This is a genomic window from Bacillus sp. AM 13(2015) (genome assembly GCF_001518755.1).
Taxonomy (GTDB): domain Bacteria; phylum Bacillota; class Bacilli; order Bacillales; family Bacillaceae; genus Bacillus; species Bacillus safensis.
In genome coordinates this window covers 26,251-48,225 of sequence record NZ_LKCP01000089.1, presented here as the reverse complement: position 1 = coordinate 48,225, position 21,975 = coordinate 26,251, and the positions used below count along the sequence as shown (strand labels likewise).

At 41.6% G+C, this 21,975-nt stretch carries 25 protein-coding genes and 1 other RNA gene; 4 read left to right on the top strand and 22 right to left on the bottom strand.

Going from position 1 to position 21,975, the window contains the following annotated elements; genetic code table 11:
• From AOQ70_RS17175 to AOQ70_RS17135, 10 genes are all read right to left on the bottom strand, one after another.
• On the bottom strand, positions 1–824 hold an 824-nt coding region (locus AOQ70_RS17175; protein ID WP_059377606.1), incomplete at its 3' end, for a response regulator.
• The gene (locus tag AOQ70_RS17170; protein WP_039181423.1) at positions 821–2,137 is read right to left on the bottom strand and encodes an ATP-binding protein; all 1,317 of its coding nucleotides are present in this window, start codon (positions 2,135–2,137) and stop codon (positions 821–823) included. The genes AOQ70_RS17170 and AOQ70_RS17175, both read right to left, overlap by 4 nt.
• A 116-nt stretch (positions 2,138–2,253) precedes the next feature.
• Positions 2,254–3,699 carry an aspartate ammonia-lyase gene (gene aspA / locus AOQ70_RS17165; protein ID WP_039181426.1) on the bottom strand — a complete coding sequence of 482 codons (1,446 nt, stop codon included), beginning with the start codon at positions 3,697–3,699 and terminating at the stop codon, positions 2,254–2,256.
• Between the two features lie 18 nt (positions 3,700–3,717).
• The gene (locus tag AOQ70_RS17160; protein WP_039181428.1) at positions 3,718–4,995 is read right to left on the bottom strand and encodes a cation:dicarboxylate symporter family transporter; all 1,278 of its coding nucleotides are present in this window, start codon (positions 4,993–4,995) and stop codon (positions 3,718–3,720) included.
• A gap of 174 nt (positions 4,996–5,169) precedes the next feature.
• Positions 5,170–5,304: a hypothetical protein gene (locus AOQ70_RS20110; protein ID WP_257218418.1), complete on the bottom strand. Its 135-nt coding sequence runs from the start codon at positions 5,302–5,304 to the stop codon at positions 5,170–5,172.
• The gene (locus AOQ70_RS17155) at positions 5,301–7,736 is read right to left on the bottom strand and encodes a heavy metal translocating P-type ATPase (RefSeq protein ID WP_059377605.1); all 2,436 of its coding nucleotides are present in this window, start codon (positions 7,734–7,736) and stop codon (positions 5,301–5,303) included. The genes AOQ70_RS20110 and AOQ70_RS17155 overlap by 4 nt, the downstream gene beginning before the upstream one ends.
• 80 nt (positions 7,737–7,816) lie before the next feature.
• Positions 7,817–8,023 carry a copper chaperone CopZ gene (gene copZ / locus AOQ70_RS17150; protein ID WP_024423475.1) on the bottom strand — a complete coding sequence of 69 codons (207 nt, stop codon included), beginning with the start codon at positions 8,021–8,023 and terminating at the stop codon, positions 7,817–7,819.
• Between the two features lie 72 nt (positions 8,024–8,095).
• Positions 8,096–8,401 (bottom strand): metal-sensing transcriptional repressor, encoded by a 306-nt coding sequence (locus AOQ70_RS17145; RefSeq protein ID WP_059377603.1) that lies wholly within the window; start codon positions 8,399–8,401, stop codon positions 8,096–8,098.
• Between the two features lie 101 nt (positions 8,402–8,502).
• Complete coding sequence (locus AOQ70_RS17140; RefSeq protein ID WP_059377602.1) at positions 8,503–8,958, bottom strand: DUF6376 family protein; 456 nt, start codon at positions 8,956–8,958, stop codon at positions 8,503–8,505.
• 261 nt (positions 8,959–9,219) lie between these two features.
• Positions 9,220–10,821: a histidine kinase N-terminal 7TM domain-containing diguanylate cyclase gene (locus AOQ70_RS17135; protein WP_039181438.1), complete on the bottom strand. Its 1,602-nt coding sequence runs from the start codon at positions 10,819–10,821 to the stop codon at positions 9,220–9,222.
• A gap of 239 nt (positions 10,822–11,060) precedes the next feature.
• Between AOQ70_RS17135 and AOQ70_RS17130 the strand changes: the two genes are divergently transcribed.
• Positions 11,061–11,300 carry a hypothetical protein gene (locus AOQ70_RS17130; protein WP_059377601.1) on the top strand — a complete coding sequence of 80 codons (240 nt, stop codon included), beginning with the start codon at positions 11,061–11,063 and terminating at the stop codon, positions 11,298–11,300.
• A 91-nt stretch (positions 11,301–11,391) separates the two neighbouring features.
• Here AOQ70_RS17130 and AOQ70_RS17125 read toward each other — a convergent pair whose 3' ends face one another.
• The 9 genes from AOQ70_RS17125 to AOQ70_RS17085 all read right to left on the bottom strand — a co-directional run bounded on the left by AOQ70_RS17125 (position 11,392) and on the right by AOQ70_RS17085 (position 18,098).
• Complete coding sequence (locus tag AOQ70_RS17125) at positions 11,392–11,961, bottom strand: hypothetical protein (protein ID WP_039181445.1); 570 nt, start codon at positions 11,959–11,961, stop codon at positions 11,392–11,394.
• Positions 11,962–11,968: 7 nt separating this feature from the next.
• Positions 11,969–12,442, bottom strand: coding sequence for a hypothetical protein (locus tag AOQ70_RS17120; RefSeq protein WP_039181448.1), 474 nt, complete (start codon positions 12,440–12,442; stop codon positions 11,969–11,971).
• 298 nt (positions 12,443–12,740) lie between these two features.
• Positions 12,741–13,103: a transfer-messenger RNA gene (gene ssrA / locus AOQ70_RS17115) on the bottom strand.
• A gap of 175 nt (positions 13,104–13,278) precedes the next feature.
• Positions 13,279–13,749 carry an SsrA-binding protein SmpB gene (gene smpB, locus AOQ70_RS17110; RefSeq protein ID WP_012011279.1) on the bottom strand — a complete coding sequence of 157 codons (471 nt, stop codon included), beginning with the start codon at positions 13,747–13,749 and terminating at the stop codon, positions 13,279–13,281.
• 139 nt (positions 13,750–13,888) lie between these two features.
• Positions 13,889–16,231: a ribonuclease R gene (rnr, locus tag AOQ70_RS17105; protein ID WP_059377599.1), complete on the bottom strand. Its 2,343-nt coding sequence runs from the start codon at positions 16,229–16,231 to the stop codon at positions 13,889–13,891.
• A gap of 19 nt (positions 16,232–16,250) precedes the next feature.
• On the bottom strand, positions 16,251–16,997 hold the full coding sequence (locus AOQ70_RS17100) for an alpha/beta hydrolase (RefSeq protein WP_058837612.1): 747 nt from the start codon (positions 16,995–16,997) through the stop codon (positions 16,251–16,253).
• A gap of 127 nt (positions 16,998–17,124) precedes the next feature.
• A complete protein-coding gene (gene secG / locus AOQ70_RS17095; RefSeq protein WP_003212746.1) occupies positions 17,125–17,358 on the bottom strand; it encodes a preprotein translocase subunit SecG in 234 nt (77 codons plus the stop codon).
• Positions 17,359–17,544: 186 nt separating this feature from the next.
• Complete coding sequence (locus AOQ70_RS17090) at positions 17,545–17,835, bottom strand: AbrB/MazE/SpoVT family DNA-binding domain-containing protein (RefSeq protein ID WP_047202977.1); 291 nt, start codon at positions 17,833–17,835, stop codon at positions 17,545–17,547.
• A gap of 29 nt (positions 17,836–17,864) precedes the next feature.
• The gene (locus AOQ70_RS17085) at positions 17,865–18,098 is read right to left on the bottom strand and encodes a helix-turn-helix domain-containing protein (protein WP_024719830.1); all 234 of its coding nucleotides are present in this window, start codon (positions 18,096–18,098) and stop codon (positions 17,865–17,867) included.
• Between the two features lie 154 nt (positions 18,099–18,252).
• On the opposite strand from AOQ70_RS17085, the gene AOQ70_RS17080 reads away from it, so the two are divergent.
• The 3 genes from AOQ70_RS17080 (at position 18,253) to AOQ70_RS17070 (ending at position 19,591) form a co-directional block, all read left to right on the top strand.
• Complete coding sequence (locus AOQ70_RS17080) at positions 18,253–18,657, top strand: helix-turn-helix domain-containing protein (protein WP_034660010.1); 405 nt, start codon at positions 18,253–18,255, stop codon at positions 18,655–18,657.
• A gap of 130 nt (positions 18,658–18,787) precedes the next feature.
• A complete protein-coding gene (locus AOQ70_RS17075) occupies positions 18,788–19,189 on the top strand; it encodes a helix-turn-helix domain-containing protein (RefSeq protein ID WP_059377593.1) in 402 nt (133 codons plus the stop codon).
• A gap of 81 nt (positions 19,190–19,270) precedes the next feature.
• Complete coding sequence (locus AOQ70_RS17070) at positions 19,271–19,591, top strand: winged helix-turn-helix transcriptional regulator (RefSeq protein ID WP_024423485.1); 321 nt, start codon at positions 19,271–19,273, stop codon at positions 19,589–19,591.
• A gap of 80 nt (positions 19,592–19,671) precedes the next feature.
• Here AOQ70_RS17070 and AOQ70_RS17065 read toward each other — a convergent pair whose 3' ends face one another.
• From AOQ70_RS17065 to AOQ70_RS17055, 3 genes are read right to left on the bottom strand one after another with little or no spacing between them, the layout of a single operon-like run.
• The gene (locus AOQ70_RS17065; RefSeq protein WP_034280931.1) at positions 19,672–20,361 is read right to left on the bottom strand and encodes an ABC transporter permease; all 690 of its coding nucleotides are present in this window, start codon (positions 20,359–20,361) and stop codon (positions 19,672–19,674) included.
• A gap of 21 nt (positions 20,362–20,382) precedes the next feature.
• On the bottom strand, positions 20,383–21,300 hold the full coding sequence (locus AOQ70_RS17060) for an osmoprotectant ABC transporter substrate-binding protein (RefSeq protein ID WP_039181479.1): 918 nt from the start codon (positions 21,298–21,300) through the stop codon (positions 20,383–20,385).
• A gap of 13 nt (positions 21,301–21,313) precedes the next feature.
• Positions 21,314–21,967, bottom strand: a complete 654-nt coding sequence (locus tag AOQ70_RS17055) for an ABC transporter permease (RefSeq protein WP_025094045.1) — start codon at positions 21,965–21,967, stop codon at positions 21,314–21,316.
• Positions 21,968–21,975: the final 8 nt, after the last annotated feature.

Here is a 21,975-nt window from a genome sequence, read left to right as displayed (position 1 = left end):
CTCATTTTCTTTCGCACGATGGTGAAATCGAAAAATTTTGATGCGTAATTTTCAAATGTTGGATGGGAAAAATCGGTTAGCCCAAGTGATGCGATATGTTTCAATGATTGGTTGATCGCACGTCTTACCCGCTGCTCGGCTGCCTTTGCTTCTCTTGCGATGTCTGCCGATGTGTAGGGCTCACTTAATTTATCCTCCGTAATCCCAGTGAAAATGATCTTTAAAGAAGGAAAGGAATCATGATGATCAGCATGCAGCGCTAAATACTGGTCTGTAAACAGAATCATATCTAATAAATCTTTAGACCCCTTCTCACCAACAATACCAAGCTCCGCCAGCAAAAACTGCCCTGCCTCTGCAAGACTTTTCCCCCGCTGCTTCGTTTTCGTCTGACCGCGCTGCTGAAATTGCATGACTGATTTAAGCGAGTGCTGAATATTTTCAATTGAATGCTCTAAATGAAGACGTTCAATCATGAGATGGAGGACGCTTAAGACCTCTACACGATTGATCGGCTTTGTCACATAATACTCGACGCCAAGCGTATACGCCTGTCCGATTAATTCCTTTGTTTCAACCTGTGACAGCATTAAATATTTCCCGTGAAACTCATCCTTGATTGCTCGAATCGTTTCAAGCCCGTCTCTTTCCGGCATCAATAGATCAATACATAAAATATCAATGTGCAAATCATTTAAGTAGCTGGCTGTTAACTCAGCGCCATCCTCTGCTTCTCCGGCCACAATACCAAGCTCTTCATCTTCAATGAGCTGAGCCAGTGAAGAACGAACGGCTTCATCATCATCAACAATAAAAAATCTCATCTCCCAATCCCCTCTTTTCTACTGACTTGATCTACTGGTATCGTTAATGTGAAAATTGTTTGCTTATTTGGGATACTCTTCATCTCAACACTTCCGCCAAGCTTCTCCGCTGTATCCTTTACATACGCAAGCCCGATACCGCTCGATGGATTCCCAACCTGGTCGTATTTTAAAGTGAAACCCGGTTTAAAAATAACATGATGATTACGTTCTTTTATGCCAGGCCCGTTGTCGCTGATTTGAAAAATCACCTGGTTCTCTTTCTGTGAAATAGAAAGTGACACTTCTCCATCTACAGGAATGGCTTCAACAGCGTTGGATACGATGTTATTTAACAAAGATAGAATGGTATACACGTGATAGGCGGGGTGCTGCCCATCTTCATCATAATGAAAGACAATGTTTTTTTTAAGAGATTCAGCATAATTTTCATGAATGCGAATGACAAGCCCAGCGATATGAGAAGGACTCTCATAAGCCTGGAAATTTTCCTCATGAATCAGCTTTGATAAGGCAGAAAAAATCCGCTGGTTATCCTTTTTGATTTCATGCACCTCTCCTGCAATTTGCAAGGCGGTTTTACCGAGCTTTTTCAAATCCAATGATTCTGCATCCTTTGCGTGGTGAAGAGATTGATACAATTGATAGGATGTAGCCGTAATGTGCTCAGCATGTGCGAGTGTTTTATGAAAATATGTAGATTCCGTGTAAAGGTTAGACAGGAGCATCAGCAGATGTTCCTTTTCCTTTTTCATCTGACGCTCTCTCGCCTGCTCTTCATATAAACGAATCATTGTATAACAAGCCAACACGAAAAAGCTTCTGAAAATCGCCAAAACAAATAATTGAAACAGCGTCCGCCCCGTTAAAATTTCATCCATGGTGCCTCGAAGTGCGATGATCTCAACAACGCTTGCGCACAGCTCCATGATGATACCTGTTGCTCCAATCAGCCAAGGCTGATCACGGAAACGTCTGACCTTCAATAAATAAAAGAGTGTGCCATAGACGACATAATAAAGCAGGGAAGGAAATCTTAATGAAACCGCCTCTTCCAGCGGAAGATGCCCTGTCACGGCTGTATCAAGCAGCACGCGAAACGCAAAAACAGATATCCCAGCGATGATGCCGCTTGCCCATGCAGGAAATCTTTTCATTTGAAGCAGGATAAAGAAAAAGACAACGGTTCCAAAGCTGACCCGAAAGCTGTCCTCAAATGGATAAAATTTAAACTCTCCGCCAATCGGCGTCAGTACAATGAGCAGCACAATTAAATAAGGCTCTGTATTCAGCCATTTTTTTAGTAGATTCAAACGCAGTCACATCCCTAATAATTGACGATAGTATACTATGTGAGCTAAAGAAAAACAAACCTTCATGAAAAAGCGCACACCGGAACTTTGCCGGTGTGCGCTTCTCATGATGCCGCTTAATCTTCTAAACGATCTTTTTCTAAAAGTGATGCGCCAGCAATACCTGGTTTTGTCATTTCAAAAGGATTTAAGATGACATCAAGCTCTTCCTCTGTTAACACATCATTTTGCAGACAAAGCTCACGTACAGATGCGCCTGTAAGAATGGCTTCTCTTGCAATTCGTGCAGCCGCTTCATAACCAATATGCGGGTTCACCGCCGTCATGACACCGGCACTCTTTTCTACATATTCTTTTAATCTAGATTCATCTGCTTTTAGGTCACGCAAGCAGTTGTCCACAAAGGACTCGAATACATTTTTCATCATGCTGAGAGATTGAAGCAGGTTGAACACCAACACTGGTTCCATAACGTTCAGTTCAAGCTGGCCAGCCTCTGATGCAAGACAGATTGTGTGATCGTTCCCAATGACTTGGAAAGCCACTTGGTTCATGACCTCAGGCATAACTGGATTGACTTTCCCTGGCATGATAGATGAACCTGGCTGTCTCGGCGGCAAGTGCAGCTCACCAAAGCCTGCTCTTGGACCAGAAGCCATCAGACGAATATCGTTCGCCATTTTGGACATGTTCATCATACATACTTTAAGCGCAGCAGATACTTCTGTATAAGCATCTGTATTTTGCGTTGCATCGACTAAATCTTCAGCACCAACTAACGGTAATCCGCTAATGTCAGATAGATAGCCAACCACTTGGCGAATATATTTAGGATCTGCATTCAATCCAGTTCCGACTGCTGTTGCACCCATATTGACTTCATATAAATGCTGTCTAGACTGCTTGATACGTTTAATATCACGAGCAAGAACTTTTGCATACGCACTAAACTCTTGTCCAAGTCTGATTGGAACAGCGTCCTGAAGATGCGTACGTCCCATTTTGATGACATGATCGAATTCCTGCGCTTTTTCAGTCATGACTTGATGCATGTTTTCCATCGTATAAAGTAGTTTTTCAATCATATTCAATGTTGAAATATGAATCGCTGTTGGGAAAACGTCGTTTGTTGACTGCGACATATTCACATGCGTGTTTGGACTTAGCTCAGTATAAGCGCCTTTTTCCTTTCCTAGTAGTTCAAGCGCTCTGTTTGCAATGACTTCATTGGCATTCATATTCATTGAAGTGCCAGCCCCGCCTTGAATTGGATCGACAATAAATTGATTGTTCCATTTTCCTTCGATGACCTCATCTGCCGCTTCAACAATTTTTTCTCCAAGGCCAGAATATAGTCGCTGTGTATCCATATTTGCAAGTGCGGCTGCCTTTTTGACAATCCCTAATGCTTTGATGAGTTCCTCATGAATACGGTAGCCTGTAATTGGAAAGTTCTCCACTGCACGTAATGTTTGAATTCCATAATATGCTTGAGTGTCTACTTCCTTTTCACCTAGAAAGTCTCGTTCGATTCGAACTTGCTTGTCCTGTAGCTTCGTCATTTGAAAAGATCTCCTTTTTTACGCTGCTTTTGTTTGTTGTTTCAATTCCTCAATATACTTCTTCGATTTCTCTTGATCAAATACTTTTTCCCACTTAGACATGACAATGGCTGCAAGTGAGTTACCAAATACGTTCACTGTTGTGCGAACCATGTCAAGAAGTCGGTCGATCCCAACGATGAAGGCAAGTCCTTCAAGCGGCAGTCCCATAGCACCAAGAGTTGTGATGACAACAACGATCGATGCACCTGGTACACCAGCCATTCCTTTAGATGTCAGCATTAAAATTAATAGTAACGTAATTTGCTCATAGATGGAAAGCGGCATGCCGTACATTTGTGCAACAAATATCGCAGCAATGGATTGATAGATGGCACTTCCATCTAGGTTAAAGGTATAGCCTGTTGGAATAACGAACGACGTGATCGCTTTCGGGCAGCCGAACTTCTCCATTTTGTCCATTAATCTAGGCAGTACAGCTTCTGAACTTGCTGTTGAGAATGCAAGAATGATTTCTTCTTTTAATACTCTAAATAGTGTAAAGACGCTTGTTCCAGCCATTTTAGCAATAATGCCAAGTACAACAATGACGAAGAATGCCATTGTACCGTAAACGACAAGTACCAGTTTACCTAGCGGGAGAAGCGCTCCGACCCCGAATTTGATCACCGTCACACTGATGAGCGCGAATACACCAAATGGTGCAAACTTCATCACTTTATTGGTCACCCAGAACATGGCTTCGAGTATACCCTCAAAGAATCCTAATACTGGTTTTCCTTTATCTCCTACTGCGGCAATTCCTAATCCGAATAAGACTGTAAAGAAGATGGTTGGTAATAGATCACCTTCTGCAATAGATTGGAAAACGTTTGTTGGTACAAGATGAACCAACGTTTCAGAGAAAGTCGCTTTTTCAGAAGAAGCCTTAGATGTCTCTTCATATTTAGAGATATCGCCTTTCTCCATGTTGCTCATATCAATTCCTGTACCAGGATGGAAGACGTTTGCTGCAAGCAGTCCAACTGCTAATGCAATCGTTGTCACAATCTCGAAGTAAAGAATGGTCTTTCCGCCGAGTCTTCCGATCGTTTTCATATCGCCTACACCTGCAACTGCTACAATCAATGCAGCAATAACAATTGGAAGAACGATCATTTTAATTAAATGGATGAATATATCGCCAATCGGCGTTAACACATTAATAACGGTTTCATTTTGATAAAACAGCGCTCCCACGACAACACCCAGAACAAGTGCAATGAGTATTTGAGAAGCTAACCCTAACTTTTTCATACGTGAACCCCCTTTTTTTGATAACGCTTTCTTTGTTGCTTAATCGCATCTTAACGACGAACCTACAAAAAACGACAAAAAGGAACAAAAAGAAGTGAATTTTTTATGAAAAATCTTTAAAAAGGTGGGTTTTCCACAATATTGTTAAAAAAAGACTTCGCTTTTGGCGAAGTCTTAATGATTTTGCATTTGTTCACTTGGTGTATCTTGTTGTGTAGAAAATCTATCGTACATCGCATATCCAATGAGGACAAGAACAACGTAGAACAATGCACTAATCGTCCAAACCCATTTGACATTCATCTTCATTCTGCCACTCCTTCTCTGACTGGCTTCAATCGCTGCAATCTGAGCGCATTCAGCACAACGGACACGGAGCTAAAGGCCATTGCCGCTCCTGCAAGCCATGGCGCAAGGAAACCAAATGCAGCGATCGGTATCCCAATACAGTTATAGGCAAGCGCCCAAAATAAATTTTGCTTAATGTTTCTCATTGTTTTTTGACTAAATTCCAGCGCATCTGCAATCGCATGGAGATCTCCTGTCATGAGCGTAATATCTGCTGCTTCCATGGCAACGTCTGTCCCTGTTCCCACAGCCATCCCAATATTCGCTGTTGCAAGAGCTGGGGCATCATTGATACCGTCTCCGACCATGGCGACTTTTTTTCCTTGTTTCTGAAGCGCTGCAATATGAGCCGCTTTTTCTTCAGGCAGCACTTCAGCAATGACATGATCAATGCCTGCCTGTTTCGCAATCGCCTCTGCTGTTAGTTTATTATCACCTGTCATCATCACAACGTGAATCCCCTGCTCTTTCAGACGAGCGATGGCTTGATGAGAGGATGATTTGATCGTATCTGCGACCGCGACAATGCCAGCGACTTCGCCGTCAATCGCGACAAGCATAGCCGTTTTTCCTTGCTCCTCCAGCGTTGTGACGGATGATTCGACTTGATCATATGGGATATGATGTTTCTGTAATAGCTTACGCGTTCCAATTAAAAGCTTGTGTCCTGCGGCATTTGCTTCAATTCCATGACCTGGATCTGCTTGGAAGGCTTCAACTCCGACTGCTTCAAGACCTTGTTCCTTCATTCCATCTGTGATCGCTCGGGCAAGCGGGTGTTCCGACTGCTGTTCTGCCGATCCTGCTAGTTGCAGCACCGCATCTTCTGTCCAATTCGCGTATGCCAACACATCTGTCAGACTCGGCTCCCCTTTTGTCACAGTTCCTGTTTTATCTAACACCACCGTGTCGAGTGATTGAGTCACTTCTAAATGCTCTCCGCCTTTAAACAGAATGCCTGATTCAGCCGCGCGGCCGCTGCCAGCCATAATAGAGGTAGGTGTAGCAAGTCCGAGCGCACATGGACATGCGATAACAATGACGGCTATAAAGGTTTCAAGTGCTGACGTCACATTCCCAGGGTCGACAAAGAAAAACCATATGAGGAATGTGAGCACAGCAATTCCTACAACGATGGGCACAAATATCCCTGATATTTGATCTGCCATTCTTTGAATCGGTGCTTTTGAGCCCTGCGCTTGTTCTACGACTCGGATAATCTGGGAAAGCGCCGTCTCTTTTCCGACTTTTGTCGCTTTTATTTTGATGAATCCATTTTTATTGATCGTTGCTCCGATGACCATATCTCCTGCTGTTTTATCAACAGGCAGGCTTTCTCCTGTAATCATGGACTCATCTATTGCGGTTGTCCCCTCTATGATCTCTCCATCTACCGGCACTTTTTCACCCGGTTTGACAAACACAAGATCATTCACTTTCACGTCAGAAATAGGCACAGTCATCTGTTTGCCATCTCGTTCGATAACCGCTTCTTTCGCTTGTAAGCCCATCAGCTTTTGAATCGCTTCTGATGATCTTCCTTTTGCTCTTGCTTCCATTAATTTTCCGAGCACGATCAATGTAATGAGGACAGCACTTGTTTCATAATAGAGGGCTGCCTCGTGTGTGCCTCGAATCGCTGACTCGATGCTTTCATATAAACTATAGAAAAACGCGGCAGATGTCCCAAGTGCGACAAGAACATCCATATTGGCGCTTTTATTTCTTAAAGCCTTATACGCGCCTACATAAAATGGCCAGCCGACAATAAACTGCACAGGCGCTGCTAACGCCAGCTGAACCCATGGATTCATGAACGCTTCAGGCAGCCATATAAAGGATGTGAAAGAAAAATGGCTGACCATTGCCCAAAGAAGCGGCAGTGACAAAATCATTGAGAATAAAAAGCGTGCCGTCTGCTTCTCTATTGCTGCTTGGCGGTGATCTTTTTTTCCTCCCTCTGCTTGATCTACGTCTGGTTCAATTAAAGAATACCCTATAGACTGCACTGCATCTTTTATATCATTTGTAGACGTTTGGCCCGGATGATATGTGACCTGAAGTGTCTCTAGCGCAAAGTTTACAGACCCGTGATCGACACCGTCCATTCGGTTAATTTTTTTCTCGATTCGGTTTGCACAAGCCGCACAAGTCATTCCCTCTATATCAAATTCTGCTTTCTCTATCACCACATCGTAACCAAGAGATTGGACTTTTCGCTTCAAATCATCTGGTGTTAACTGCTCTGATTCGTAGATGATATGGGAAGTTTCAAGCGCCAAATTCACACTGGCATCCTCCACACCTTCCAGCCTGTTCAATCCCTTTTCGATGCGGCCTGCACAGGCAGCACAGGTCATCCCCGTAATTTGAAAGTCAATTTCCTTTTTCATTGATCTCACCTCTCCACATACTCCATGGGGGTATTATATTTTGAAAAAAAGACGTGCTGTCATGCAGCACGTATGTTCATTTATACGACATCATATCCCTGTTCTTCAATCACATCAGAGATACGGTGCAATGTGACTTGATCCGGGTGAAATGAAACCTCCACCTGTCCTTTGTCTAAATGGACTTTCACAGATTCAACACCTGCTAATTCTCCTACATTTCCTTCGACTGCTTTCACGCAATGTCCACAAGACATGCCCTGCACTTGAAGTGTTGCTTGTTCCACTTCTCATCGCCTCCATCAATCATTTTCTACAACTTACTATACCCTAGTAGGGTATCAATGTAAACATAAATGCTACGATTTTGTCAGTTTCGTAAAGACCGTCATTAACTCTTCAATGGCTTCATCCCCATTGCCGCTCTTGATAGCATCTGCTACGCAATGATGTGTATGCTTTTCCATCAAATGCAGACTGACTTTTTTCAAAGCCGCATTGACTGCGGAAATTTGATTCACAACATCTATACAGTAACGATCGTTTTCAATCATTTGCTGAATCCCGCGAACTTGTCCTTCCACTCGTTTCAAACGATTGATCAAATGATCTTTTTCCTTCTCGGCTCTTGGCGAAGCCATATGTCGTTCTTCATGTTCTGTCATGTGTGATCACCTTTTTTCTATTATGACTTGTCATTACTTAAATTAAAGCATATCTCCACCGGAAAAGGCAAAGATATGCGGCATATAAAGCTATGTTTGTCCTAATTTGTTAATTGTTCGATATCCTGCAAAAGATTGACGGATTGTTGAAGCTGTTTCATCAATCCCTGCTGATCCTCCAGTATGGAGGCAACATCGATATCGCCTGCTTTCAATTGCTGTAAATACGTTTGGATTTCCTCTGACAGCACTTTATTTTTTTCAATGATTTGTGCATGCAGGTCTTCTGCCATTTTTGGCGCTGTGACTTCATTAAAATCTTGAATATCTGCCTTCAATGATTCAAGCTGCTGCGTTAATTCTGCTTTTTTGGCGGCATTTTGCACAGCTTCTTCAGCGAGTTTTGGAAAGTCCTCTATAAATTGCTGAATGTCTGTCACATAGTCATTTGCCTCAGTGACATATGTCGTTGTATCGTTGACTTGATCAAGCAAGCCGGAGCACCCGCTTAATACAAGCGTTCCGGAAAATAGGAAAGCCATCACATATTTTTTCAAGATCGATCATCCTTTCATCTGTAGGATTAAAAGCATCATTTGTTCCGCTTCCCTCTATATCACACAGATGCAAAAAGACCTTTAAAATAGCCAGACCTTTGCCTCATGTGTGATAGGCAAAGGTCTGGCTAACATTGTTCATGCCGGAATGACCGAGAAACAACGAATGTTTCTGTAATGACGACCAGACCGTAAAAGCTACTCCCCTTTTAGGAAACCGTTCAAATGTTATGTTTATCATATCGAATGTCGGGACAACAGTCAATTCGGGAGGTCCTGCTCATGATACAGCACATGGCCCTTACCAGTTGATGCATAAATCCGGTTCCGTCCTTGGCGTTTTGACATATACAAGGCCTGATCCGCTTCAAATAGAAGTGTTTCTAATACACAAGGATCATTGGCTGTATGAGCAATTCCAAAGCTCGCTGTCACTCGCACTTTTTCCTCATCATTCGTAAAGAAACTCGCTTCAAACGAATGTCTTATTTGTTCCGCGATATGACATGCCTCTTTAAATGACTGATGAGGCAGACAAATGGCAAACTCTTCTCCCCCATATCGTCCAAATAAATCATCCATTTGTAAATGCTCCTGACAAATAGAGACAACATGACGCAGTGCTTCATCTCCAATATGATGTCCGTGTGTGTCATTAATTTGTTTAAAGAAATCAATATCAAACAGCATAACCGCCGTATCCTGCGCATCCTCTTCCAAAATCAGCTGCGTTCGTTCGATGAAAGAAGAACGATTGAAAATATTCGTCAAACCATCGATATACGCACGACGCTCCAGCTCTTCCTGCAGCAAACGCTGCTCTGTTACATCACTGATCACTATTTGCCTGCCCTCGATCTCTCCTCTTTTATTAAATAGAGACGAAGCGGTCAGATGATAATAGCAGGACTGGTCTTTTTCCTTTTTCCACATTAGATCATATTGCGAATGATCCTGCGGAGAGCGCAGCCACTGAATGAACGCTGAATCTTTGATGATTCCTGAGAAAATATCGTCGACTTTATAGCCAATTCCCTTTTTATTCGCAAGTGTCGGAATGATCGATGCTGCAGCGGGGTTGTAATCAATGAGTGTCCGATATCGATCTAAAATCAGAACCCCTTCAGACATATGCTCAAACACACGCTCCATTGCAATGGGAGAAATTTTAAAGAGCTGGAACGACATAATCGCCCATAAATAGAGTGCGTTAGTCAAAAACATCACCACAGGAACCGGATCAATATGAAAAGGAGTGACGCCTAATAAATAGATAAAAGAAGTCATAATGGGTAATAACATTCCCACTAACAGTATCAGAATCTGCTTTAAATATTCTTTTTTTGTGACACGTAAAAACCAAACCAGCATAAAAATAGCGAGCATCGAACAGCCAAACGTATAAACGCCATGGATGATATACCAATAGCCAATCGTAAAATCAGCCAATAAAAAACCATCTACTGGATTTATCGTGATGTCTCGATAAAAGAGCGAATGTAAAGAGTTGGTGAACACCAAAATGGTTGTGAGAGTTGGAATCAATAAGATGAGAAGCACGCGGCGCTTTGTGAAATATTGATGGAACCCCGTAAATTGCAGCACAATCAGCAGACTGAGCGGTGCGATAAACGGAAGACCTATGTATTGAAAACAAACCCAGAACATGATTTCTCCAGGGGTACGAGCCAATAATTCAAACGTATGCCCAAAGATATAAATCGCAGTTGCTCCAGACATGTACATAAACAATTGACAGCCAATATACCGATGGCGGTTTGCATGAGCAATGATTGATAATATCACGGACAGAATGCCAGAAACACTCATGATCACAATAAAATGTAAAACAATCGAATCCATGTAAACGCCCCAATTTCAGTCATTTAGAACTAGTCTAATCTTACTATATATGAGGACGTCACAAATGGGAAGATGTGATTTTGAATTGGTTGGAGGTTTTTTGTAAATTTTCAGGCGTTACCTGTTCGTGCCCCCTTATATTTTCACTACTTTTTGCTTAAATTGAGGGAGAAGTATGTTGCGCTCGGAGAAATATCTGTACAATGTGGGGATGAATGGAGAGGAGACTCGAAAGAAATATGATTTTTTGGATGATCATGACGGGGCTGTTTATACTGATTCTTTTAGAAAAACCGTTTGAAAAGAGAAGTTCTGGATTATTATTTTTGATCAGTTACTTGCTGCTGATTGCGATTTATGTGATTCAGACAACATTTGTGGAACTTGTGTCAGATGAATTTTTGATGATGTTTGCGGTGGTTGTCGTTTTTCCTTTGTTTGTTCGGTTGTTGGTGTCTTCTATGAGAAACCGTACATAAGAAAAGAGATGCCAGATGTGGCATCTCTTTTTCTGTTGTGATCCAAGTTCGGTGTATCTCCCTTAAAAAGTTCCAGCATCATTTTTTAAAATCAAGATTTTGATTTGTCCTTTGGTGTATCTTTAGCTTTCTCATCTTCAATTTTACTAACTTCTGTTTTTGCAAGAACCATCTCTTCTAATGCTTTCTTCATTCTAGAATCTATGAAATTCAAATCATCATCAACGACCTTATCTTGCTTTGTAACCTTTATGATATCTTTGAAGACCGGTTCTAATTTGTCATCTGTTTTTACTAAGTAACTATTTACTTTTTTATACGTATCAGGAACTTTGTTTTCGTTTTCTTTGGCTTCGCTAAGTAATTCTCGCAGGCTATCAATTTTCTTCTCAAGTTCACTAGCCCATTCTTTATCATAAACATTATCCATTGGAACTAATGAAAAAAAGAAAGGCATAATTCTATCTTCAAAACGTTTTAAATACCCCTTATACCATGCAGCATATTCTTTATCGGTCATCTTTTCAATTTTTTCTTGTTTTGCCGGCGTTTTATTTGACGATGAACCGTTTGCTGCTTCATTTTTACCGCATGCTGTGCTCATCATCAATGTAAATACTAGAAGAAATACTGAAATCATTGTCCTTTTATTTGTCTTCATGTGTGAATTACTCCTTATCCTTTGAGACTTTTTCTACTTCGTCATCGGCTTTGGCTGTTTGATCGTATGCTTTGTCGAGACTTTTCGAAATGTTATCCAATGATTCAAGATCAAGATTTTCAAGTGCTTTCGGTGTTTCTTCTACGGCATATTGATATCCTTTGTTTGCTTTTAGCAAATACTCATGTGCTTTTTTATAAGCACCAGGAACGTTTTTCTTTTCATTACCCTCATCAATGACTTTTTGTACATCAAAAAGTGACTTCTCGACAGATCCAAGCCATTCATCATTACCTGCATCAATGGCCACCATCTTTTTAGCAAACACGAGCATTGTGTCTTCGATATCACTTCTGTAGTTCTCATACCACTCGGCATATTCTTTTTCTGCTTTTTGGTTGCTGCACGCTGTACCGAATACCATCAGCACAGCAAGCATGATCATCGTTGCGAATAGTGATTTAGTCTTTACTTTGTTCACTAAGATAAACTCCTTCTGCATTCCTGCTGTTATTTTCAAGCTTTAAATTTAATGAAATTGCCACTTGTATATGGTGTAACATTCCTACATTTCATCGGTTAAATAGTAGTTATATTTAGCTATTCATTCAATTTATTAGTAAATAGATCCTCATTTGGCTTTTCTGTTAAAAAATTATAAAAAGCATAAAAAAAAGACGCTATCAATAGCGTCTTCTTGTATTTAATCTCAATTTTCATGTTGCCAGTCCCGCATCAAGAGCTTTCAAACCCTTGATACGACTGCATTCTAAAAGTTTTGATGGAGACGGTGGGAGTCGAACCCACGTCCAGAGACATCGATTACTTAAGCGTCTACGAGCGTAGTCAACATATTTTGTGTTCACTCATCCTCATGCCTGCTGACGGGCGCTTGGAGAGCTAGTCTGATGGATCTCTTCTTACGTCCTCAGACGGAAACGTAAGCGTAGCCTACTTCATTGGGCTCCTCACAGACACATAGGCGATGTCAGGAAGAGCTCGCTGCGCTTATTAGGCAGCTAGTGCTAAGTTTTGGTTAAAACTTTTAGTTTTGCCAGTTACATTTAAGTGCGTGTTAACGAGATCGCCTCTCGGCTCGCAGCCTAAGCTCGAACCATCCCTGTCGAATCCGTAACGTCCCCTTGTAAAAAGGGATATACGGGATGGAAGTTCAGCTTCACTGCTTCCGTATATAACTATTATAACAATCTCACTGTTCGAAACAACTGGTGGTTTCTGTCAAAACAGCGTTGATTGTTTACTGCATAACATATTGTAGCATAATGCTTCCGCTCTCAGCAAGCCATCTGCATCAGGCTAGAATTGCTTTTGACGATCGCGGAAGGCACGTTCGATTTCACGTTTTGCATCTTTTTTCTTCAGATCTTCACGTTTATCGTATTTCTTCTTCCCTTTCCCAATTCCAATCAGCACTTTTGCAAAGCCATTTTTCAAATATAGTTTCAGAGGCACAAGTGAGTAGCCTTCTTCCTTTGTCGCACCAATCAATTTGCTGATTTGCTTGCGATGAAGCAGCAGCTTTCTCGTTCTCAGCGGATCATGGTTATAACGGTTCCCCTGTTCGTATGGGCTCACGTGCATATTGTGAAGAAACACTTCTCCTCGCTCGATTTTGGCAAAGGAATCTTTTAAATTCACTTTTCCAGCACGAATCGATTTGATTTCAGTTCCTTGTAATACAAGGCCGGCTTCGTAAGTTTCTTCTATAAAGTAATCATGATTTGCTTTTTTGTTTTGGGAAACAACCTTTCCCTCTCCCTTTGGCATTGGCGTACACCCTCCTTTTGACACAAACACGGTCCAAATCGTACAGATTATTTTATCAAACAATCCAGCTTTCGACAATGCTGACGCCATGTGGTCAAAAAGCAAATAGAGCGTGATGCCCTATTTGCTTTTTGACACGTTACTTTTTCTTTTTGCGTTTTTGTTTCGGTGCGTTTTCAAATACGCGTTTTTTCTTTTTCTTCTTTTTACGGCTTGTGAACCAGTCACTTCCGTTTTTATCCTCTTTGCCTTTTTCCCCAGAGGCTTTTTGACCTCCACGCCCTTTTTTCGCTGGTGGATCTGTCCGTTTTTTGAACTTGAAATCTTTTGGTGATTTACGGCGAGTGCCCTTCATACCGACGATTTCAAAATCAATCGAGTGCTCATCTTTATTGACATTCACAACTTTGACAGTGATTTCATCACCGATTCGGTAGACATTTCCTGTCCGTTCACCGATCATGGCAAAGTGCTGCTCATCAAAGCGATAATAGTCGTCAGTCATGTAGCTGACATGGACAAGACCTTCTATCGTATTTGGCAGTTCAACGAATAGTCCGAAGTTCGTCACGGAACTAATCATGCCATCAAACTCTTCACCGATTTTATCTAGCATAAACTCTGCCTTCTTCAGATCATCTGTTTCACGCTCTGCATCGACTGAGCGGCGCTCCATTGTCGACGCATGATCTGCGATTTCAGGCAGCAGCTGGCCCCACTTTTCTAGGGTCGCTTCATCTGTCTTTTTCTGAATCAAATAGGTTCTAATCAGTCTATGCACGATTAAATCCGGGTAACGTCGGATCGGTGATGTGAAGTGTGTATAGAATTCCGTTGATAATCCAAAATGGCCAATGCTTTCTGGATCATACTTCGCCTGTTTCATAGAGCGAAGCATCACAGTTTGAATGACGACTTCTTCTGGTTGATCCCTTACAGCATCGAGGACACTTTGAAGTGCGCGCGGGTGAATATTCGTTGACGTTCCTTTTACAATGTAACCAAACGTCGTCACGAACTCTAAAAAGCGCTGAAGTTTCTCAGGATTTGGTTCTTCGTGAATTCGGTAAATGAACGGAACATTCATCCAGTGGAAATGCTCTGCAACCGTTTCGTTTGCAACAAGCATGAATTCTTCAATTAATTTCTCTGCAACGGAACGCTCACGAATGACAACGTCTTTTGCTGCTCCTTCATCATCTACAAGTACTTTTGCTTCCTTGAAATCAAAGTCTACAGCTCCGCGCTCCATTCGTTTGTCACGTAGAATCTCTGCAAGCTTCTCCATCTCTTGGAACATCGGAACAAGCGGCTCATATTTGTTTAGAAGTTCTTCATCTTGGTCGACTAAAATCTTATTTACATCGGAATAGGTCATTCTCTCTGTCGTTTTGATCACACTTTGGAAAATCTCGTGTTTGACGACTTTTCCGTTTCGATCAATGACCATTTCACAAGACAAGGTGAGACGATCGACCTTGGGATTCAATGAACAAATACCGTTAGACAAACGATGCGGAATCATCGGAATGACGCGGTCGACGAGATACACACTCGTTCCACGTTCATAAGCTTCCTGATCAATCGGGGAATTCTCTGTAACATAATGAGAAACGTCTGCAATGTGCACGCCAAGCTTATATTTGCCATCCTCCAGCTTTTGCACAGTTACGGCATCATCTAAGTCCTTCGCATCTGCACCGTCAATCGTCACAATCGTTTCATTGCGCAAGTCGCGTCTGCCTTCAAGGTCCTTTTCATCAATCGTTTCCGGTGTGTCCGCTGCCTGCTGAAGCGCTTCTTCTGGGAACTCACCTGGCAGACCGTGCTTATGAATGATCGACAAAATATCAATGCCAGGGTCATTTTTATGACCAAGGATTTCAGTCACTTCACCCTCTGCACTCATTCTTCCTTCAGGGTAGCTTGTCAGCGTCACAACGACTTTATGACCTTCGACCGCTCCGTTTTTAGCGGATTTCGGAATGAAGATATCGTTTGTGATTTTTTTATCATCAGGAATAACAAAGCCAAAGCTTTTCGTTTCAGTATAGGTACCGACAACCGTCTGAGTATTGCGCTCCAGAATGCGGATGACAGTTCCTTCTTTTTTCGTGCCGTTTGATTTGTGGCTGACACGAACCATGACGGTATCGCCATTCATCGCTGTGCCTAACTCATTTGGCGGAATGAAAATATCATCCTGTCCAAACTCTTCAGGCGTTACAAATGCAAATCCTTTTGCATGAGCAGACAGCTTTCCTTTTACTAAATTCATTTTTTCTGGTACACCGTAACGGTCGCTGCGCGTGCGAACGATGAGTCCTTGATCTTCCAGCGTCACAAGTGCTTTGACGAGCTCTTTATAATCATCAGGATTGGTAATCTCCATCATGACTTCCAGCTCTTGAACTGTTAACGGTTTATACGCTTCTTCTTTCATAAAAGCGAGTAATTCATCCATAAATTCTTCTTTTTGCACACTCTAACCCCCTATATATTTAAATTGACCAATCAAGCGATTCTAAGAATGCATAGACATCCTGATGAACCTTCTCCCGCTCTTTATCAAGCGTGATGACATGGCCTGATTCTTCATACCATTTCAGATGCTTATCATCTGTCTCTACTTCGTTATAAATGATATTCGCACTGTCTGTATTAATCATATGATCGTGACGTGCCTGCACAACAAAAGTAGGTGAATAGATCATGTCGACATTGTTTCTGACATCTGCAATCAGTTCTTGCAGGCTCTTGAGAGTATCCATTGGTGTCTTCTTGAACGCTTCCATTTCTTGTTCAATTTGATTCTCTGACTTACCCTCAAATTTCTTATAGTTACGGGCATAATCTAGTACACCCTGGTACATGACTTCTTCACTTTTTATGTACATAGGTGCACACATAGGTACAATTCCCTTTACAGGTACAGTGTAACCTAATTTCAATGAAAAAACTCCTCCGAGGGATAGTCCGCAAACCGCAATCTCCTCATAGCCCTCATCTTTTAAGAATTGATAGCCTTCTTCTACATCTTTCCACCAGTCAGACGGGCCTGTATGAACAAGCTCTTCTGGCGGCACACCGTGTCCTTTATATTGAGGTGCATGGCATGTATATCCTCTTTCGTTCAAATAACGACCAAGCATTCGAACATCGGCTGTATTCCCAGTAAAACCGTGAAGAAGAAGCACCGCCTTTTCTCCACCTTTAAACGTAAATGGTTTTGGTGTAACAACTTTCATGATGATGTGACTTCCTTTCCTTCTGATATGGTTTATATTTTCCACTTGTATGTATGAAACAAACACAAAAGAGTGCTGATAATAAAAAAAGGTCTGAAAAAAGATCAGACCTTCTGTTACTCGCGCTTTACACGCCTAAATATGCCAATGCAAGTGTTAAGATGAAGAAAAGCACTGACAAAATAACCGTTAATCGGTGAAGAATCAAGTCAAGGCCTCTCGCTTTTTGTTTACCGAAAAGCTGCTCGGCTCCACCTGAAATAGCGCCTGACAGTCCAGCACTTTTACTTGATTGTAGTAATACAACGATGATAAGTGCGATACTGACAATTACGAGTAATGTGATAACAAATGCGTGCATGAAAACACCTCCAGACAAACTGGTACACATAACTTTATTTTACATGAAAACAAGGTGCATGTCACGAAACATCAAAATAAAGATTTCCTATATATTGTCGACTTGATTCGTTATTTTGATACAATTTCGTTCCAAAGTGCTGGCTGCAGCATTTTTATATGCAATTTTCCGGTTAAAAACTCATTTTTAATGAGTTGCTTCTTCCTTCAATAGCTGTTTTAATTCTTCTAACAAACGTTCAGCTCCTTCAGGACTCAGCATCACGCTTCCATTTCCATAGCTTTTGTTGTACTTCGTCACTTGTCCCGTTAGCAGGCAGCTCTTATCTGCATCATATTTTTTCAGCATAATGGTTTGATCTTCAATGAAAATTTCTAACAGCTGCTCTTCTTTAATATTGAGTACCTTGCGCATTTCTGAGGGCAGAACAATTCTGCCGAGAGAATCAATTTGTCTGACCATCCCAGTCCTTTTCAATGACATTTCCTCCTTGGTGATGATATGAATTATTGACTTTTGTCAACATTTTCATAGTAAAATAGATCTTCAAATTTTTTATCAAAGTAATGAATCATTTTGCCAATGACAAGCTGTCCTGGTTTTCGGTGACCATTTAATACCCTGCTAAGAGTGGCAGGAGAGATGCCAATTTCATCAGCGAGCTGATTTAAAGACATATCGTTCTCGATCATATACTGCATGACAAAAGCCCGCCTGATCTGAATCTTTTCGACCATCATTACAACCTCCTATGGAATCAATATGTACAACATGTAAGGCTCTCACATCAAGCAGATTCATTAACTTATGTCAACACTTTTGCCCCTCTGCTATTTCCTTTGGTCAATGATCATACTAAAATAAGTCATATACTGAAATGTGAGGTTCGATGTCATGAATCACTTTGGTGAACAATTACGCATTTTAAGAGAAAATAGAAAAATGTCGGTCAATCAACTTGCCATGTATTCAGGTGTAAGCGCTGCTGGTATTTCTCGTATTGAAAATGGAAAGCGCGGTGTGCCAAAGCCTTTAACCATAAAAAAATTAGCACACGCCTTGAAGGTGCCTTATGAGGATTTAATGCTGCTTGCCGGTCATATTGAACAGGAACAAGTTCATGAAATGAAACCGAAATATGAGTCCATGTTAAAAATCTATCAAACGGCGCTTCAAAAGGATGTAGAACATCTTCCCATTTTTGACGGGGACAAATGGGAAAGGCTCTCCGCACAAGACATCAGCCAGCTGAATGAATACTTTCTCACGCTCATCAACCAAAAAAAGGCGAACAAATAGCGGGGCATAAACCTAATGTACATCCACCATTAACTAATGTCAATATTTTCATGGTATACTTATTGCCAATAGTCAACATATCAAGTAAAATAGACATATCGAATCTATAACCATGTGAGGTTTTGCGTTGATGAACTTTGGTGCATATTTAAGAGCATTACGTGAAGAAAAGAAGCTGTCAGTGAACCAATTAGCGATGTATTCTGAGGTCAGCGCTGCCGGTATTTCTCGTATTGAAAACGGGAAACGCGGCATTCCGAAACCTCCTACGATTAAAAAGCTAGCTGGTGCGTTAAAGGTACCTTATGAAGACATGATGCAGGCTGCGGGCTATATTGAGGAAGTCTCTCCTGTCCATCAGATCAAGGAAGAGGATCTGGCTTTATCCAAAATAAAGGAAGCCGCAGCGCAATATGAACTTGATGATCTCGAAATATTTGATGGTGACATATGGTCGACCCTTTCGAAAAAAGAAATAGAGGACCTCAACCGCTATTTGTTATTTATGTTAAACAGCCGATCATCCTCATAAATGTTTTCATCATTAACAAGCTTTTTACGCCGATTTATGACAGATTTACGGTATAATGGGTTCAGATTGGAGTGAAGAAAGATGAATCAATCTGACATGTGCCCGCGGTTTGAAAAAGCAGTTGAGTTATTGAGCAAACGCTGGGTGGCACTGATTGTTTTTCAGCTTCTCTCAGGTCAGCAGCGCTTTAGTGAAATTGAGGCAGCCCTGACAAATTTAAGCGGAAGAGTATTATCTGAGAGATTAAAAGAGCTGGAGGCAGCAGGTATTGTAAAACGGGAGGTTTTTGCTGAAACACCCGTGCGCATAGAGTATTCTTTAACAGATATGGGACGTTCACTTGCACCCGTTTTTGAAGAAATTGCGAAGTGGTCCTCTGAATGGATCACGCTTGAATCATAAAATACATGCATGTGAACTGTCTGATCATCATAAAACAACCTCCCTTACAGATGTAAGGGAGGTTTTGTCTTTTCAACCGCTTAAGCAGATGTGATGTTTTTTTCAGCTAACGCTTTTCTTTCTTTTTTCTTGTTTGTCGGGCTTAAATAGCGTTCGAGCCAGCCCATGACAAGGTCAGCAATGATAGCCATGAGTGCCGTTGGGATCGCACCTGCTAAAATGATGGCTGTTCCGTTTGTGGCGTTTGATCCTCTGATGATGATATCACCAAGACCTCCCGCGCCCACAAATGTTCCAATCGCTGTAATACCGATGGCGATGACCAGTGCGGTTCTTAAACCTGCCATAATGACTGATAAAGCAAGCGGTAATTCAACCATTCTCAGCACTTGCCATTTCGTCATGCCCATCGCTTTACCTGATTCTAAATAGGCATGTTCAATGCTGACAATGCCTGTATACGTGTTTCGGATGATCGGCAGAAGCGAATACAAAAAGAGTGATAGGATGACTGTATTTGCGCCAAGTCCTAATACAAGCATCAACACGGAAAGCATCGCTAATGCCGGTATCGTTTGAATGACGTTGGTAATGGCGAAGACCCAATTGCTCAGCTTGCGGTAATGCGCCACAAAGATGCCTACTGGAATCCCGACAATCGCCGCAAACAACACCCCATACGCCGACATGAGAAAATGCCGATAAAATTCTTCTAACACATATGAACCGTTCTGCTGATAATACGTCCATAATTGCTGCAGTGTGTCCATCAGCCGTGACACCTCCCCATCTTACTCAAAGTAATTGTGTTTTTTCAGGAAATTCTTCGCAACGGTTGCTGGTTCTTGAAGCTCGCCGTCGACTTGATAGTTCAACTCTTGCATTTGTTCTGTATCGATTTTTCCGATCAGCCTGTTGATCACCTTATTAAGCCCTGGATTTTCTTTTAAGACTTTCTCCGGGACTACTGGCGATGCATCATATGGCGGGAAGAAACGTTTATCATCTTTTAAAATTTTAAGGTTATAGGCCTTGATTCGTCCATCTGTAGAATAGGCAAGCACAATATCCATTTTTTCATTTTTTAATGCATCATAGACTAAACCAATTTGCATCGGATATGTGCTGCCAAATTTAATTCCGTATGTTTTCACAAACCCTTCATAGCCGTCGCCTTTCTTTTTGAGCCATACGTTATCGACACCAAAACGGTAATTGTTCGCATTCTTTTTCAAATCAGAAACCGTTTCTAACTTGTTTTCCTTCGCCATCTTCTGCGTCACGGCAAAGGCATACGTATTATCAAACCCATAAGAATCAAACCATTTGTAATCATATCGTTTCTTAAATTCTTTTTGGACAATCTCCATCGCACGCTCCGGGTCTTTTTCTGCATCCATTCCAAGCGTACTTGTTAAATCCGTGCCTGAATATCTTGTGGCAGAGATGTCAACGTCTCCGTTTTCCATTGCTTTCTGCTGCACAGTGTTGGAGCCTAGGTTTTTCACAATGGTTGTCTTTTTATCTGTGTAATGTTCGATCATATCGCCAACCATATAGGCCATAATTTCTGATTCGGTAAAGTTTTGTGCTCCGATTCGCAGCGTGCCCCCTGAGGAGCCGGCTAGTCCAGGAAGTGAACAGCCGCTTATCAATAGCAAGCATCCGGCAAGCAGTGCACTGATCCATTTTGTTTTTCGATTCTTCACATAAGCCAACTCCTTATGAAACTTCCTTCAATCCTTTTAAGCCTTCTGGTGTTACTTTTTTCTCCAGCTTCATTAATGATAGGTCGATGATGACTGCTAAAATCGTGACTGGGATCGCACCTGCAATAATAAATTCCGGCTGATACAGCTGAAGTCCAATCAAAATGTAGTCACCTAGACCGCCTCCACCGATAAAGGCTGCAAGTGTTGTCCAGCCAATTAAATAAATCGTTGACGTTCTGACACCTGCCATAATGACCGGTACAGCAAGCGGGAGTTCAACAAGACGAATTTGTTCCCATGTTGTCATCCCGATTCCTTTACCGGATTCAAGCAAGTTTTTGTTCACACCTTGGACCCCGGCATACGTATTTCTTAAAATAGGTAAAACCGAATAGAAAAAGAGAGCAACGATTGCAGGTATTTTCCCAACCCCCAAAATAGGAATAAAAAAGGCAAGAATCGCTAAACTAGGGAGTGTTTGAAAGATATTCACGATACCGATGATAAAGCCTGCGCCTCGTTTCATTCGTGTGAGAACCACACCTAAAGGAACGGCAACGATAATACCAAGCACAACAGCAATTAAGGAAATATATAAATGCTCCCACATTTTTGTGAGGAGTTCCCCACCATTTTTCTCTAGAAAGTCGATGATTTGATCCATGTGTACAC